Raw genomic sequence first — 15,324 nt, 5'->3', positions numbered from 1 at the left:
TCATTTTCTTTCTGTGATACCTATAGTAAATGGCAAGTATAAATTGCCAATAAATAAATTCTTAAATAAAGATAAAATAAAGGTAATATATTTTTTAATTTTGTGGATTTTACTACTCTTAAACATAAAAAAACCTGTCAACACTTTGACAGGTTCGCTACACATTAAAACGATATCCAGCTCCCCACACCGTTTCAATATATTGCGGATGGGCAGGGTCTCTTTCAATTTTCTCACGTAGCTTTCGCACATGAACAACAACTGTAGCTAAATCTCCAGCTGAATCTAATCCCCAAATACGTTCAAATAATTGTTCCTTGCTTAACACTTGATTCGGATTCATCACAAAAAATGTTAACAGATCAAATTCTTTTGTTGTAAAAGCAATTTCTTCATTGTTTATGAATACTTTTCTAGCACGTTGATCAATAGAAATCCCATGGATATATAACGTATCTCGCTGCTTAATTATATTTCCAGATAATCGTTCATAACGAGCGATATGTGCTTTTACCCTTGCGACTAATTCACTTGGACTGAACGGCTTCGTAATATAATCATCAGCCCCGAGTCCAAGTCCACGAATTTTATCGATATCTTCTTTTTTGGCTGAGACAAGTAAAATCGGAATATCTTTCACTGCACGTATTTGTTTACAAATTTCAAATCCATTTATTTTTGGAAGCATGATATCTAAAATAATTAAATCGTATTGTTTCTGTAAAGCGCAGTGCAGTCCTGTTTCTCCTGAATGTTGTACATCAACTTGAAAATCATGAATCTCTAAATAATCCCGCTGTAATTCTGCAATACTTACTTCATCTTCAATTAATAACACTCGCTTCAATTTACTCACCACATTCCTGTACTTTTTTCAATGAAAAGAAAATACTTGTGCTTTCCCCTAATTCACTTTCCGCCCAAATCTTTCCGCCGTGCTCTTCAACAATCTGCTTTGCGATAGCTAAGCCAAGACCACTTCCACCTGTACTAGAATTACGTGATTGTTCAGCACGGTAAAAACGTTCAAAAATATAAGGAAGTGTATCAGACGCTATACCAGATCCATTATCTGTCACTCTCACGATTACCATATCCGCTTCCTCTAGTAATGTAACTGTAATTTCTTTCTGTGGTTTATCCATGTACTTCACACTATTATGAATTAAATTCGATATAACTCTCTTAACTTTCTCACGATCAGCAGTTACATATAATGGCGATTTACGAAGTGATTGCAAGGATAAATGGATTCCATCTTTACTTAAATCCATCTGTATTTCTTCTACTATATCTTCCATAAACGTATACAATTCTATCGTTTCAAATCGAAACGGCACCCGATTCAAATCTAATTTCGAAAATAAAAATAGCTCATCAATGAGTGTATCCATATGTCTTGCCTTTGTATAAATTGTTGTTAAATATCTATCCATTTTCTCCGGTGTATTTGCAACTCCATCTTTTATCCCTTCTACATAACCAATAATAGATGTAATTGGTGTTTTTAAATCATGAGAGATATTCGAAATGAGTTCTTTTCGATTTTCTTCATATTGCGCCTGCACTTCAATTGATTCTTTTAATTTCTGCCTCATCTCTTCAAAAGCTTGATTTAACTGCCCAATTTCATCATGAGACGTAACCGGAATTTGAAATTGCAAATCTCCGTCTTTAATTCTCCCAGTCGCATCTTTCAAGATTAGAATAGGTTTTATCACACTTCTTGAAACAAAGTAACTTAATAATCCAATGATAAAAACGGCTAAAAGCAATAACGATATAAATAAAATAGGAAATAACTTTTGCGTTAAATCTACATATGAGCTTTGCTTATTTAATACGAATATACTTCCTTCCTCATGATGAGGAAAATAAAAATCAAACTTTACATAGCGATAAAATGTATCATTTAGTTCCGTCGTACCGCGGCTATTAATATTCGTTGATTCAAATTTAGGGAGAGCTCCTTTCAAATTTGAACTTTCAATTGCTTTTGATGCATATGAAATTGCATCTCCTTTTCTTACAACTATTTTCACACCTTTTTTCTCTAAGAGCGGCATCATTGCTTCATCCAATAGTTGCGATTGGTTCTGCTTAGCTGCTACCTTCAATTCAAGAAAAGCATTTTCCTCCTCTGGTGTCAGTGGCTTTTGAATATAAGAACTCTTATAAAAATTTTTCACTGATTCTAAATTCCCTGTTATAGAAAAAACAATTAAAAAACCCGTAACCAATAACAGAGTAATTGAAACAAAAATCACAGCAATATAAGATAATAAAAACCTTGTTTTAATAGACATAACTCCATTCCTCACTTTACGAACCTTCCTTATTATTCATAAGCATAAGAAGATATTTCCGAATACTCAAGCGATTTTATATTTATTTTAGACACAGTTTATAAAAAATTAATATTTATACTTTACAGTATAAAGGGAAGCACCTGTATTCTAAGACGATTCTTACATTTCCTGAGAAGAAGGTGGTGAAATTCAATGCTAAAAAGAACATTAAATATGATATGTTGTTTATTCTTTTTGCAAGGTTGCACACAAAATCAAGAACCTAAAAAGGAGATAAAAAACATGGAGAAACAACTACTTACGGCTGTAGAACAAAGAGAGACAGCTACCGTTCTATCATTGGTTCAGCAAGGAGTAAATACAAATGTAACAGATAGTAAGGGCCGCACTCCTGTTATGATTGCTACCTATGGAAATGATGTAAAAACCGCAAAAATACTGATTGATGCCGGGGCTGATGTCAACATCCGAGACGGGATGAAGAATAACCCATTCTTATATGCTGGCGCTGAAGGTTATTTGGAAATTCTAAAACTAACAATTGATACCGGGGCCGATCCAACACTTACAAATCGTTATGGAGGAACGGCTCTCATTCCGGCAGCAGAGCATGGGTATATCGAAGTGATAAAAGAACTTTTGACTCGAACAAATATTGATGTAAATCATGTTAATAATCTTGGCTGGACAGCTTTAATGGAAGCGATCGTATTGAGTGATGGTAGTAAAGAACAGCAACAAGTAATACGCTTATTAATTGAACATGGCGCAGATGTAAATATTTCAGATCATGATGGAGTTACTCCACTGCAACACGCACGTGCTCACAAGTTTAAAGAAATTGAAGAAATTTTATTACAAGCTGGTGCACAAGAATCGAACGTTTATAAGTAAGAATGTACTTCGGGTATATTTAAATCTTAATTTTTGCCTTTCTCCTCACACTATGCTACAGTTATTCCGTCAAACATAGCTATACAGCTAGACAACCTAGATATTTATAACAGGGGGGGAAAATACATGAACAAACCTCGAATTGGTATGATAGGACTAGGAGGCATCGCACAAAAGGCGTATCTCCCAACACTTACAAAAGAAACAGATTGGACATTTGTGGGAGCGTTTACACCGAATGCTGCAAAACGCAAGCAAATTTGTGAGCAATATCGTATTCCAGACTTCACCAGCTTACAAAATCTCTCTTCAGAATGCGACGCAATGTTTGTCCATAGTTCCACTGCAACTCATTACGAAATTGTTTCTGAGCTTCTTCAAAAAGGAATCGATGTTTATGTAGATAAACCGTTAGCTGCTACAATTGAACAAGCTGAAAAATTAGTAGAGCTGAGTGAAAAGTATAACCGAAAACTTATGGTTGGCTTCAATCGCCGCTTCGTTCCAATGTATGTTGCTGCAAAAGAACAAGCTAATGATATTTCATGGATTCGTATTGAAAAACACCGAACAAACAAAGTTGGTCCATACACATATGATTTTACAATGCTTGATGATTATTTACACATCGTCGATACAGCACGCTGGTTAGCAGATGGTGATCTTCATGTTGTTCATAATATGATACAAACTAACGAAAAAAATGAACTCCTTTATGGCCATCATACATATACAAGTTCAAATAACACATTACTCTCTACAGCTATGCATCGCCATGCTGGCACAAATCTAGAACAAATCGAACTTGTGACAACAGGGAAAATTATTCGTGTGAAAAATATGAATACATTAGAGATTGAACAAGATAACCAAGTTACACAAAGTGGTTCGCCATCATGGGAAACAACATTAAAACAGCGCGGGTTTGAAGATGCTGTGCATCATTTCATACATTGTGTACAAGGGGATACAAAGCCTCTTATTGATGGAGTAGAAGGACTAAAATCACAGCAACTATTACAATCATTGCTATACCCCATTAAAAGAAAATAAATAGCAGAATTTAGATTTCACGTAATAAAACGGATACATTTTTCAGAATTTACTTTCATTCCCATTTTCCCTTTATTTCTGTCCCGAACTTATATAGAATATGTTGATAGGAATTATAAATTTTATACTGAATCGTGGAAAGGATGGGAATCATAAATGTGGAATGAGTTTAAAAAGTTCGCCCTAAAAGGAAATGTTATTGATTTAGCTATCGGGGTTGTAATCGGAGCTGCTTTCGGAAAAATCGTAAGTTCTTTAGTAAAAGATATTATCACACCATTAATCGGTATGTTAATGGGTGGTATCGATTTTACAGGCTTAAAAATTACGTTTGGTAAAACAGCTATTATGTATGGTAACTTCATTCAAACTATCTTTGACTTCTTAATCATCGCAGGTGCTATCTTTGCATTTATTAAAGTCTTCAACAAGCTAACATTCAAAAAAGAAGAAGAAAAGAAAGAAGAAATTCAAGAACCAACAAAAGAAGAAGTACTTCTTGGTGAAATTCGCGACCTATTGAAGCAACAAAATACTTCAAAAGACAACGCATAATTGAACGGACAAAAGGCATGCCCCTCATGGGACATGCCTTTCTTTCTATCTTATAATGTTTCCGAATTCATATGAATGAACAAAATAATACCGGCAACCATTAACACCATAATAGAACCTGCAAATAATGTAATCGCAACAAATACGAAGCTTGTGCTTACATCTACTGAAATACTTTCAATAAAAATAGAAGCTATATACGTGATAAGGGCAATTCCTGCAAGAATACTTCCTGGAACAAAGCGCTTTAAGCCATTTTGTTTTAACGTCATATATGCAAAAAAAGCAGTCATACAAAGCGTAATTATCCAAAGAATGATCATCTCTTCCCCCCTCACAAGCCTTTTCTTTCTATTATACATGACATTGTGTAGTTATAGGGAAATTTACATTCAAACAAAAGATGGTAGAGAAAAGTTATGAACAAGGAGTACCGAAATAAGTATCGAATTTTCATATATCATGACCCCATTGTAAATACGAATTGATCTGAAATATATGGAGGGATTACTATTGAAAGATGACTACACTAGTTATGCCGTATTAGAACAAGTAGAAAAGTTTGATTATATTACAATCGATTTAGAAAACAAATTCTTTTATATTGAAGTGATTGATATAAAAACGAATAAAGTATTATTAAGTGTATCACTTGATTTAAAGAGAGACAAAACAACAGTAAACGGTGATATAGAAAAGTATCACACTTTACAAATTGATGATTTGTTAACAGGATTCAAAATAACGGCGCAAATGTGTATAGATAATAATCTGCGTAATACAGAGGAACTATGGGCGTTTATCGAAAATAATTAAGAGCATACATTTACACAGCAAAACGAATCCGTTACTTAGAGAAATAGAAAACGTCATTGAAAATAACAAAATCATTGGAACAAAATAAAAAACTCACAGGATCCCCTGTGAGTTTTTTCTATTCTTACTTCGTTGAATCTCTAAATTGGATACGGTGAGGTAAGATAACTGTATGATCTTCTACTTTTTCTTTGTTCATATATTTTGTTAATAGGCGCATTGCTACTGCACCGATGTCATACATTGGTTGTACAACTGTGGAAAGCTGTGGACGTACCATTAATGCAAGGCGCGTGTTGTCAAATCCAAGTACTTCTACGTCTTCTGGTACATTTAATCCAGCATCTTGTGCCGCGTGGATAACGCCTAGTGCCATTTCATCTGAAGAAACAAAGATTGCTGTTGGTTTTTCATCAAGTTCCCAAAGCTTCTCAAATGCTTCTAAACCTGAATCGTATGTGTAATCTCCGTCAATTACAAGATTTTCATCATAAGCGATACCAGCTTCTTCTAAAGCTTTTTTATAACCTTGTAATTTCTTTGCACTTCCCGCTTTGTCAATGTAAGGACCTGATACGAAGCCAATACGCTTATGTTCTTGTTCTAAGAAATATTTCATTGCATCATAAGCTGCTTGTGTATAATCAATATTTACTGATGATGTTTCATTCTCCTCATCAAATGATGCTGCTAACACGATTGGTACTGGAGACTTTTTAAACTCTTCTACATGCGTATCTGTAATATCTTCACCCATGAATACAATACCGTCCACTTGTTTACCAAGCATTGTATTTAATAAGTGGAACTCTTTTTCTCTATTTTGGTCAGAGTTACTTAAAATGATGTTATATTTGTACATTGTTGCGATATCTTCGATTCCACGTGCAAGTTCTGCATAAAATGTATTAGAGATATCTGGAATAATAACACCTACTGTTGTTGTCTTTTTACTTGCTAGTCCACGTGCTACCGCATTCGGGCGGTACCCTAATCGATCAATTGCTTCTAATACTTTCTTTCTTGTTGTAGGCTTTACATTTGGATTACCGTTTACAACACGTGATACGGTTGCCATTGAAACGTTCGCTTCGCGCGCTACATCATAGATTGTTACGTTCATCTCTTCGCACACTCCTTCTATATTATGTTATCTATCTTTATGTATCGGTTCACTTAAATGAAAAAAAGACATCAACTCTACTTGAAGATGTCACTCCCGAGTCCTTTTACTAATGATACGATAAAAATGCAGGCTCATACAATATTTTCCCGCAAAAGTTTCGAAAAAATTCGCTTCTTTTCTCCTATTTTCGTATTTTTTATGTAAAAAAGGACAATTTCCGCGAAAAAGTCTATGCAACAAGTGTCGCATAGACTTTAAAATCCATTCTATATACATCCAAATTAAAAAACGAACATCAAACCATTCTTTTTAAATGGGAGAGAGCATCCGGCCATGCATAGAAGCGGTCAGTGCCTTTTTTAGCCCCATGCCAAGTGAGAACAAAAGGAGAAAGCGAGTGGAGATCTTCTTTTGTCTTCATAACCACGACTTAGGTGCTTGAAAATCAAAATGGATTTATATGTTGGAAAATCAAGTTGGATATATAACTATCTACCGCGAAATGTTTTTAGTTCTTTCATAAACTCATTGAATTCTGGAATATCCATCTGTTGTGCTGAATCTGATAACGCAACAGCCGGATCTGGATGTACTTCAGCCATAACCGCGTCAGCGCCGATTGCCATCGCTGCTTTTGCAGCCGGTAATAAGAGGTCACGTCGTCCTGTAGAGTGCGTTACATCGACTACAACAGGTAAATGTGTCTCTTTCTTCAAGATCGGCACAGCGGAAATATCTAGCGTATTACGCGTTGCCTTTTCATAAGTCCGGATGCCACGCTCACATAAAATAATATCCCCGTTACCTTGTGCAATAATATATTCCGCTGCATAGATAAACTCTTCAATCGTTGCTGATAAACCACGTTTTAATAATACTGGTTTTTTCACCGATCCAGCCGCTTTCAAGAGTTCGAAGTTTTGCATATTACGAGCGCCAATTTGAATCACATCAACATAATCTAATGCCATTTCAATATCATTCGGATTTAAAATTTCACTAATAACCGCTAAATCATACTCATCTGCCACTTGGCGTAATATCTTCAAGCCTTCTAAGCCAAGACCTTGGAAATCATAAGGTGATGTACGAGGTTTAAACGCACCGCCGCGCATCAGTTTTAAACCTTGTTCTTTCATCGCTTCTGCCACTTGGCGCACTTGCTCATAACTTTCTACCGCACATGGTCCCATAATAAAGTGAGGATTGCCATCACCAATTTTTTCACCTTTTATATCAACAATTGTATCCTCTGGTTTCTTCTTACGAGAAACAAGAAGTGCCTTACGATGATCATCTTCTTGTAACTCTAGGCTTGTTTGGAAAATTTGTTTAAAAATATGTTGAAGAGTCGATGTTTCAAACGGTCCATCATTCTTCTCAGCAATTAAATCAAGCATACTTCTTTCACGTACAGGATCAAATCGTTTTACACCTTGCACTTCTTTTAATTTACCGACCTCTTGAACAAGACGACCTCTTTCATTTAGTAGTTCTAAAATTTGCAGGTTCATTTGATCGATTTGAGAACGTAAACGATCTAATTCTTGTGATGCCATAAGAAAGCCACCTCTTTCAAGTTATATATCAAAATCACCTTATTATCATGGTTAAGATAATTTATTATATCCGATAGATGTCAGGTTGTCACATGATATACTCAGCTTCAAAAAACTCAAAAAAAAGGAAGACTATGCAGTTTTAACTCAATAACAGCAAAAATATCCATAGCCATCCAGTTAAAACTCTATAACTCCTAAAAAGCTAAAAGTCATTGATACTTTACACATTAATAAAAATGAAGTGAAGCGCATAGCCTCTATTACTATTTAAAATTGAAATTCCATTCGTTTATTCCATTGGCAGGGCGACCCAATGCTCTTCAGACACCTCTACAAGCTTGGATTTCCGTAAAGAATATTTATCCTCTTCATTTGTTTCTTCTATTATCACTCTTTTTTTCTTCGATTCAATTTTAGGATCCGGAATTGGTATTGCAGATAGCAAAGATTTCGTATACTCATGTTGTGGATTCGTATAAAGCTCTTCGCTTTCAGCAATCTCCACAATTTTCCCAGCATACATCACAGCCACTCGATCACTAATGTGCTTCACCATTGAAAGATCGTGCGCAATAAATAAATACGTCAACCCTAATCGATTCTGCAGTTCCTCTAACAACTTTACAATTTGAGATTGGATAGATACATCAAGTGCAGAAAGTGGTTCATCGCATACAATGAACTTCGGTTCTACCGCAAGCGCACGTGCAATTCCAATACGTTGACGCTGTCCACCAGAGAACTCATGTGGATAACGCATTGTATATGCAGGATCAAGTCCGACCATATCAAGCAATTCTTCAACTCTTCTTGTCCTTTCTTTTTTACTCCCACTCAATCGATGCACATCCAATACCTCGCCGATAATATCAATAACTTTAAAACGAGGATTCAGAGATGCATAAGGATCTTGAAAAATCATCTGCATATGCCGACGCATCATTTTCATTTCACTCTTTGAAAAACGATTCACGGCCATTCCTTGGTATAATACATCTCCAGCTGTTGGTTCATGAAGACGTAATATCGCACGTCCTGTCGTGGACTTTCCCGATCCAGACTCTCCTACAAATCCCAAGGTCTCACCCTCCCAAATTTGAAAGCTAATATCATCTACTGCTTTTAAAACGTTCCCTTTTCCTAAATCAAAATATTGTTTTAACGATTTCACTTCAACTAAAGGTTTATCGAGAGGCTTACTATGTACAAATTTCGTTTTCTTTTTTTCATGTAAACGCGGCAATGCATGGAGGAGCTTTAATGTATACGGATGCTTGGCACTTTCAAAAATTTCTTCTGTCGTTCCAGTCTCTACAATCTCTCCATCTTTCATTACAGCGACTCGATCACACATACTAGCAACAACTCCTAAATCATGTGTAATCAATATAATTGAAATTCCAAAACGCTCTTGAATATCTCTCATTACATTCAAAATTTGCGCTTGAATCGTTACATCAAGTGCTGTAGTCGGTTCATCAGCAATTAATAAAGTAGGACGACAAGCAAGTGCCATCGCAATCATAACACGTTGCCGCATCCCTCCAGAAAACTCATGTGGATATTGATTATAACGTATTTCACTGCTTCTAATACCTACAAGTTCAAGCATTTCAATTGCTTGTTCCTTAGCCTCTTTTTTAGATAAACCTTGATGTTTCATCAAAGTTTCGGATATTTGTTTCCCAATTCGAATAGTTGGATTAAGAGACGTCATCGGATCTTGAAAAATCATACCAATTTCCTTACCACGTATGCTTTCCATTTCCTTCTCCGTTTTATAAGCAAGGTTATCTCCTAGAAAGATGATTTCTCCTTCTTTTATATCAGAAGTAGCTAGTGGAAGAAGGCGCATAATAGAACGAGCTGTTACACTCTTCCCACTTCCTGATTCGCCTACAATTCCCAGTGTTTCTCCCTTTTTCACCTCAAAATTCACACCTCGAACAGCCTCAAATTCTTGATCCCTTGACTGAAAAGACACACGTAAATTCCTAACTTCCAAAATAGATTCCAAATCTCCAACCTTCCTTTATATATATTTAAAATAATCTGAATATTGACTTTTTAAAACCCTTAAAATAAAATATACTATACACATCGGAATAATTCAATTTACTATTTAAAAAAGGAGGTTCAATCTATTGGAAGTAACAAAAGTAAAAAAAGTGAGTACTACCTACGGAAGATTCAATCTAGCAAATATTATTAATCGTACTCATGGAAAAATGCAACTACGTCTTCCCTACAAATATTTACTCCTTATACTTGGCTTACCAGTTAATATCGCTGTCTTTTTTATCTACCTATATAGAAAAAGGGGAGATTCATATTTCTCTATTTTGGAAGAAACAAAGAACTCTTTACTTGAATCTGGATACCGTGAACATGTAAGACATGAGTTATTAGATCAAGCCCTACGGAAACAGGAGTTTTTTGGTCAAAAGGTTAGTATCCAGAAAACGAATCAACTGGTAGAAAAATGGACAGAAAAACAATTTCACAAAACTGTGATTGAAAAAGCAAGTCAAATTCTTGAACAACAAGGTAAACAAAGAATAACATTTGAAAATACTTTTCAATCTCTTATCTCGTATCCTATTTTTTTAACTTTATCATTTATCCCAGGTTTATTTATGTACATATTCATTCTTCTCTATAGTAATTCCTATCTAAAATATATTTTTGAGAGACTAATTATGAGTGTGTTTGTAATTTTTGGAGTCTCCATTCTTGTGTTTACCATTTTATATTTATCACCTTTTGATCCAGCATCAAACATCCTTGGTGAAACAGCAACAAAAGAACAGATTCATGCATTTAATCATTTGTATGGCCTCGATCAGTCATATTTTCAACAGCTATGGAATACTCTTAAAGGCATTGCAACTTTCGACCTAGGTATTTCTTTCTCAGGTAATGAAGAAGTGATTGCAAGTATAGCAAAAAAATTCCCTATAACACTTACACTAGCTGTCATCTCATTACTCATGGCTATCATTATTGCAATCCCAATCGGTATTATTTCAGCGACAAAACCTAATTCATTTTTTGACTATACTTTTATGTTCATCGCTCTTATTGGATTATCTATTCCGAATTTTTGGCAAGGGCTCATATTTATTTTGAATTTCTCTATTAAATTACATTGGTTACCAGCAACATTTAACCCTGAAAATTGGCTATCTATCATTATGCCGATTATTGTACTAGGAACTGGATTTACAGCATCGATTGCCAGAATGACACGTTCATCAACACTCGAAGTGATTAACGAAGATTACATTATAACAGCTAAAGCCAAAGGTTTAAGCCAGAACTATATTCTTTGGAAACACGCTATCGGTAACGCCATGATTCCAATTATTACTGTAATCGGCCTGCTATTCGGGGGAATGCTGGGCGGAGCTGCTGTTACTGAAAAAGTATTCAATATAAGTGGTATCGGAAGTTATATCGTCGATAAACAGTTTATTCCTGATATTCCAAGCATTATGGGTGGAGTTATTTATGTAGCGATTACCATCTCCTTAGTGAATGTATTTATCGACATCTTGTATGCATTTTTTGATCCCCGTATCCGTTCGAAAATGAAACAATATTAAAGAAGGTGTATTCATGCTCAAGACCATAAAATCAATAAAAAATCATCAAAAGACACAAATTCTACATTCACTCCCAGAATACACACAAGCTAGTTTCACATGTATTCTATCTTTCACACTCACTTTTATTCTAGGCCTAAATATCTATGACTTTAGCCATCAAACATTAAACATATATATATTCGGTACGTTTATCGCCTACATTCTATTTACATGCTTGCAATTTATTATCACACTTAAAGTTAAGCATGACCTTCTTCATGTAGGGTATGTACAAAATAAGACGAGGCTACTGGGTTACATACAACTTTTAAGTATCTTCGTCGGTAATATCTTTATTACTATCACTGCATTCCATTTAATAAAAAAACAAAAGACACTTGAATATACATTTGCTGTATACATGTTTCTTACACAGCTCCTTATTATTGCTTTATCAGCACTTAACCTGTTTAAACCGTATGTTGCAGATACATTTCTTTCATCAATGTTTATACTACTTCTAGTCTTAATATTCCAGCTAATCACACTTTTGCTAATAGCAAAGTATGTACAAAATAATAAAATAGCACCTTGGTTCATATACATAGCCATTCCACTTTTACTTACAGCTATAACAGGTAACCTTTTTGCTCTATTGCTTGGAATAAATCTGATTCTAAAAATTTACAGTAACGATAAAACGAGAATGATGCAATGGGATAGTATGTGGAAAAAAATCACGCAGAATACAACAGCTATGCTAGGACTTTTCTTTATCGTTTTTATATTTTCTATTTCTATATGTAGCTATTTAACATTCGACTACAGTATGGCTGTCGAAAATAATTATAATGTTATTCTTCAGGCTCCAAGTCTTGCTTACCCATTCGGAACAGATAATTTCGGAAGAGATTTGTTTTCTAGAATCGTATTTGGAGCTCGTATTTCGCTAGTTGTTGGTTTAATCTCGACGATTATTCCTGTAGTTATTGGTGGTATTTTAGGAGCATTATCAGGCTATTACGGTCACCGTACAGATAATATTATTATGAGACTCCTAGATATCTTATATGCAATTCCAGGTATTTTATTAGCAATTGCAATAATTGCTGCTTTTGGAGCGAATACAACAAATTTAATTGTCGCACTCAGCGTTGGATCCATCCCAACATATGCTCGAACAATGCGAGCAAATGTAATGATGGTATCAAATTATGAATATGTGCTTTCCGCACGTGCATACGGATTAAATAATTTTTCTATTATTTTTAAACATATTGTCCCAAATTCACTTGCGCCAATGATTGTTAAATCGACCCTTACGATTGGAGGTGCTGTCATTGCGACAAGCAGCTTAAGCTACCTAGGATTAGGTGTCGAACCGCACATACCAGAGTGGGGGAACATTTTAAAGATTGGAAGCACGTACCTTGAATCTCATTCCTATTTGGCAATATATCCAGGTCTTGCCATCATTGCTCTTGTCTTATCCTTCAACTTTTTGGGTGATGGCTTGAGAGATGCACTAGATCCAAAATTAGATTAAATCTATCACTATGCTTTGAGGAGGAATTTATTGTGAAAAAAGTTTTAACTTCTCTCCTGCTAACATCTGTATTGTTAGTAGCAGGATGCTCTGTAAATACAAAATCAGAAGTGGCAGAAAAAGAAAAGAAGAAAACTAGTGTAGTTGATGATAAAAATCCAGTAGAAATCGAAATCCTTGGCCAAAGTGGTAGTGAAACGGACATTAATATCGTTCGAGATCAACTTACCAAAAATGGATTCAAAGTGAAATTAAACATCCAACCCGATTATGGAAGTTTCAAAGCGCAGCAAAATGCGGGTAACTATGATGTTGCGTTATCTAGTTGGACCACAGTTACCGGTAATCCTGATTATGCAGTACGTTCATTATTCAAAACAGGTGGAGACTACAGCATACTGGCTGATGCAGAAATCGATAAACTAATCGATAAAGCGAGCACACAGACTCCGAAAGAATATGCAAATACGTACAAACAATTAGAACAACGTCTTGTATTTAATAAAGCCTATATCGTACCGCTTTACACATCATTGAAAACACAAGCTATCAATAAAGATATTTTAAATAAGGATTCAGTAAGATTGGCGAAATCTCGTGCTCTCGTATGGGAATCAATTGATTTCAAAGACACTAGTAAACGTGAAACAGCACCTCTTGTTCTTACGCAAACTGCTTCAACATTAACATCACTTGATCCTATTAAAGGTAATGATGGCTCTATTAATATGATCAATACAAATATGTATGTTCGACTTATCAACCTTACAGATAATGACAAAATCACATCTGAGGGATCTTTATCTCATAACTACAGTATGGCGGAAGGGAATTCAGAATACTATTTCCTACTTAGAGATGATATAAATTTCTCGAAAATTTCGAACAAAAAGGCAGAAGATACTGGTGAACGTGTAGGAGCTGATGATGTAATTTTCTCACTGAATCGAGCAAAAGATAAAAAATCTGTTCCTGATCACCGCACATATAGTTTACATGAACATATTCAAAATGTAGAAATCGTTACAGACCTCAGCACGCTCGATAAAGTGAAACAATCCGGTAATAGTAAATCCGTAAGAGAAGAGCTTGAAAAGGGATTAACTGCAAAAATTACAGAGCTCGTAACTGACAAAAAACAAGCCAATAATAAGGAAGGGAAATATCAAGTTGTAAAACTTACAACTACAACACCTTTTCCACAGGTATTGAACTATTTAGCGCATCAATCCGCAGGTATCGTCTCTAAAGCACAGGTAGAAAGCATCAATACTTATGATGTTGCTTCATTTGATGTAAATAAAGACATTCCTTACGGTGATCAAAATACAGTTACAGATGGAAATAAATATAATAATACGTTATATGCAAGTGGTCCCTATATTCTTTCTTATAAGAATGATTACGAAGCATTTTTCCAAAATAACCCAAATTATTTAAAAGGGACAAAGCATGAGCCGAAAATTTCAAATGTAACCCTTCGATTCATTAAAGACACAGATAGTGCACTTTCTGCACTACGCAACAATGAGATTTATTTATATTCCAGTGTTCCAGAAACAAAACATGACCTTATCAAAAATGACAATAAATTAGCATTACAAAACATCGAGAGTAATGGTGTAAGCTACCTACTATTTAACACAGCAAATCGCGAAGTTACGAAAAGTGAAGACTTACGAAAAGCTGTTCTCTACTCTATCAATCAAGATGAGATTCTAAGCATTTATCAAAACAAAAAAATTAAAGCTATTTCTACAGTCAGCCCAATTGTGAAAACAGGAAATGAGCTGAAAGCCGATCCAGAGAAAGTACAAAAATTCTTGAGTAACTATAAAGCAAGCAAAAAATAAAAACAAAAAGAGAGTGAACCTAA

13 protein-coding genes are annotated in these 15,324 nt (G+C 35.0%); 7 read left to right on the top strand and 6 right to left on the bottom strand.

The window, feature by feature from the left end; all coding sequences use genetic code 11:
* Positions 1 to 157 precede the first annotated feature (157 nt).
* Both AC1M36_RS04850 and AC1M36_RS04845 read right to left on the bottom strand, forming a co-directional pair.
* A complete protein-coding gene (locus AC1M36_RS04850) occupies positions 158 to 847 on the bottom strand; it encodes a response regulator transcription factor (RefSeq protein WP_336450402.1) in 690 nt (229 codons plus the stop codon).
* A gap of 1 nt (position 848) precedes the next feature.
* The gene (locus tag AC1M36_RS04845; protein WP_336450403.1) at positions 849 to 2,306 is read right to left on the bottom strand and encodes a sensor histidine kinase; all 1,458 of its coding nucleotides are present in this window, start codon (positions 2,304 to 2,306) and stop codon (positions 849 to 851) included.
* Between the two features lie 195 nt (positions 2,307 to 2,501).
* On the opposite strand from AC1M36_RS04845, the gene AC1M36_RS04840 reads away from it, so the two are divergent.
* From AC1M36_RS04840 to mscL, 3 genes are all read left to right on the top strand, one after another.
* Positions 2,502 to 3,203, top strand: a complete 702-nt coding sequence (locus tag AC1M36_RS04840) for an ankyrin repeat domain-containing protein (RefSeq protein ID WP_336450404.1) — start codon at positions 2,502 to 2,504, stop codon at positions 3,201 to 3,203.
* Positions 3,204 to 3,329: 126 nt separating this feature from the next.
* The gene (locus AC1M36_RS04835) at positions 3,330 to 4,256 is read left to right on the top strand and encodes a Gfo/Idh/MocA family protein (protein ID WP_336450405.1); all 927 of its coding nucleotides are present in this window, start codon (positions 3,330 to 3,332) and stop codon (positions 4,254 to 4,256) included.
* A 156-nt stretch (positions 4,257 to 4,412) separates the two neighbouring features.
* Positions 4,413 to 4,811 carry a large conductance mechanosensitive channel protein MscL gene (gene mscL / locus AC1M36_RS04830; protein WP_336450406.1) on the top strand — a complete coding sequence of 133 codons (399 nt, stop codon included), beginning with the start codon at positions 4,413 to 4,415 and terminating at the stop codon, positions 4,809 to 4,811.
* 50 nt (positions 4,812 to 4,861) lie between these two features.
* Here mscL and AC1M36_RS04825 read toward each other — a convergent pair whose 3' ends face one another.
* A complete protein-coding gene (locus AC1M36_RS04825) occupies positions 4,862 to 5,134 on the bottom strand; it encodes a DUF3917 domain-containing protein (RefSeq protein WP_336450407.1) in 273 nt (90 codons plus the stop codon).
* Positions 5,135 to 5,324: 190 nt separating this feature from the next.
* Here AC1M36_RS04825 and dhp61 point away from each other — a divergent pair, with 190 nt between their 5' ends.
* Positions 5,325 to 5,627: a protein Dhp61 gene (dhp61, locus tag AC1M36_RS04820; RefSeq protein ID WP_336450408.1), complete on the top strand. Its 303-nt coding sequence runs from the start codon at positions 5,325 to 5,327 to the stop codon at positions 5,625 to 5,627.
* Positions 5,628 to 5,751: 124 nt separating this feature from the next.
* On the opposite strand, the gene ccpA is transcribed toward dhp61, so the two are convergent.
* The 3 genes from ccpA to AC1M36_RS04805 all read right to left on the bottom strand — a co-directional run bounded on the left by ccpA (position 5,752) and on the right by AC1M36_RS04805 (position 10,332).
* Positions 5,752 to 6,750, bottom strand: coding sequence for a catabolite control protein A (gene ccpA / locus AC1M36_RS04815; protein ID WP_336450409.1), 999 nt, complete (start codon positions 6,748 to 6,750; stop codon positions 5,752 to 5,754).
* 491 nt (positions 6,751 to 7,241) lie between these two features.
* The gene (locus AC1M36_RS04810; protein ID WP_336450410.1) at positions 7,242 to 8,312 is read right to left on the bottom strand and encodes a bifunctional 3-deoxy-7-phosphoheptulonate synthase/chorismate mutase; all 1,071 of its coding nucleotides are present in this window, start codon (positions 8,310 to 8,312) and stop codon (positions 7,242 to 7,244) included.
* A 292-nt stretch (positions 8,313 to 8,604) separates the two neighbouring features.
* Complete coding sequence (locus AC1M36_RS04805) at positions 8,605 to 10,332, bottom strand: ABC transporter ATP-binding protein (RefSeq protein ID WP_336450411.1); 1,728 nt, start codon at positions 10,330 to 10,332, stop codon at positions 8,605 to 8,607.
* Between the two features lie 211 nt (positions 10,333 to 10,543).
* Here AC1M36_RS04805 and AC1M36_RS04800 point away from each other — a divergent pair, with 211 nt between their 5' ends.
* From AC1M36_RS04800 to AC1M36_RS04790, 3 genes are read left to right on the top strand one after another with little or no spacing between them, the layout of a single operon-like run.
* Positions 10,544 to 11,920, top strand: coding sequence for an ABC transporter permease (locus AC1M36_RS04800; RefSeq protein WP_336450632.1), 1,377 nt, complete (start codon positions 10,544 to 10,546; stop codon positions 11,918 to 11,920).
* 13 nt (positions 11,921 to 11,933) lie between these two features.
* Entirely contained in the window at positions 11,934 to 13,448 is a 1,515-nt protein-coding gene (locus tag AC1M36_RS04795; RefSeq protein WP_336450412.1) for an ABC transporter permease, read from the top strand.
* A gap of 29 nt (positions 13,449 to 13,477) precedes the next feature.
* Entirely contained in the window at positions 13,478 to 15,301 is a 1,824-nt protein-coding gene (locus tag AC1M36_RS04790) for an ABC transporter substrate-binding protein (RefSeq protein ID WP_479845676.1), read from the top strand.
* Positions 15,302 to 15,324: the final 23 nt, after the last annotated feature.

Source organism: Bacillus sp. Medicinal_06 (assembly GCF_056711665.1).
The sequence above is the reverse complement of the archived record's forward strand: the minus strand, read 5'-3'. Positions and strand labels throughout refer to the sequence as shown.

Excerpts from the sequence above, each read along its gene's own strand:
- ccpA (WP_336450409.1), bottom strand. The coding sequence starts at position 6,750 with ATGAACGTAACAATCTATGATGTAGCGCGCGAAGCGAACGTTTCAATG.
- AC1M36_RS04825 (WP_336450407.1), bottom strand. The coding sequence starts at position 5,134 with ATGATCATTCTTTGGATAATTACGCTTTGTATGACTGCTTTTTTTGCA.
- AC1M36_RS04795 (WP_336450412.1), top strand. The coding sequence starts at position 11,934 with ATGCTCAAGACCATAAAATCAATAAAAAATCATCAAAAGACACAAATT.
- mscL (WP_336450406.1), top strand. The coding sequence starts at position 4,413 with ATGTGGAATGAGTTTAAAAAGTTCGCCCTAAAAGGAAATGTTATTGAT.
- AC1M36_RS04835 (WP_336450405.1), top strand. The coding sequence starts at position 3,330 with ATGAACAAACCTCGAATTGGTATGATAGGACTAGGAGGCATCGCACAA.
- AC1M36_RS04810 (WP_336450410.1), bottom strand. The coding sequence starts at position 8,312 with ATGGCATCACAAGAATTAGATCGTTTACGTTCTCAAATCGATCAAATG.
- AC1M36_RS04800 (WP_336450632.1), top strand. The coding sequence starts at position 10,544 with ATGCAACTACGTCTTCCCTACAAATATTTACTCCTTATACTTGGCTTA.
- AC1M36_RS04845 (WP_336450403.1), bottom strand. The coding sequence starts at position 2,306 with ATGTCTATTAAAACAAGGTTTTTATTATCTTATATTGCTGTGATTTTT.
- AC1M36_RS04840 (WP_336450404.1), top strand. The coding sequence starts at position 2,502 with ATGCTAAAAAGAACATTAAATATGATATGTTGTTTATTCTTTTTGCAA.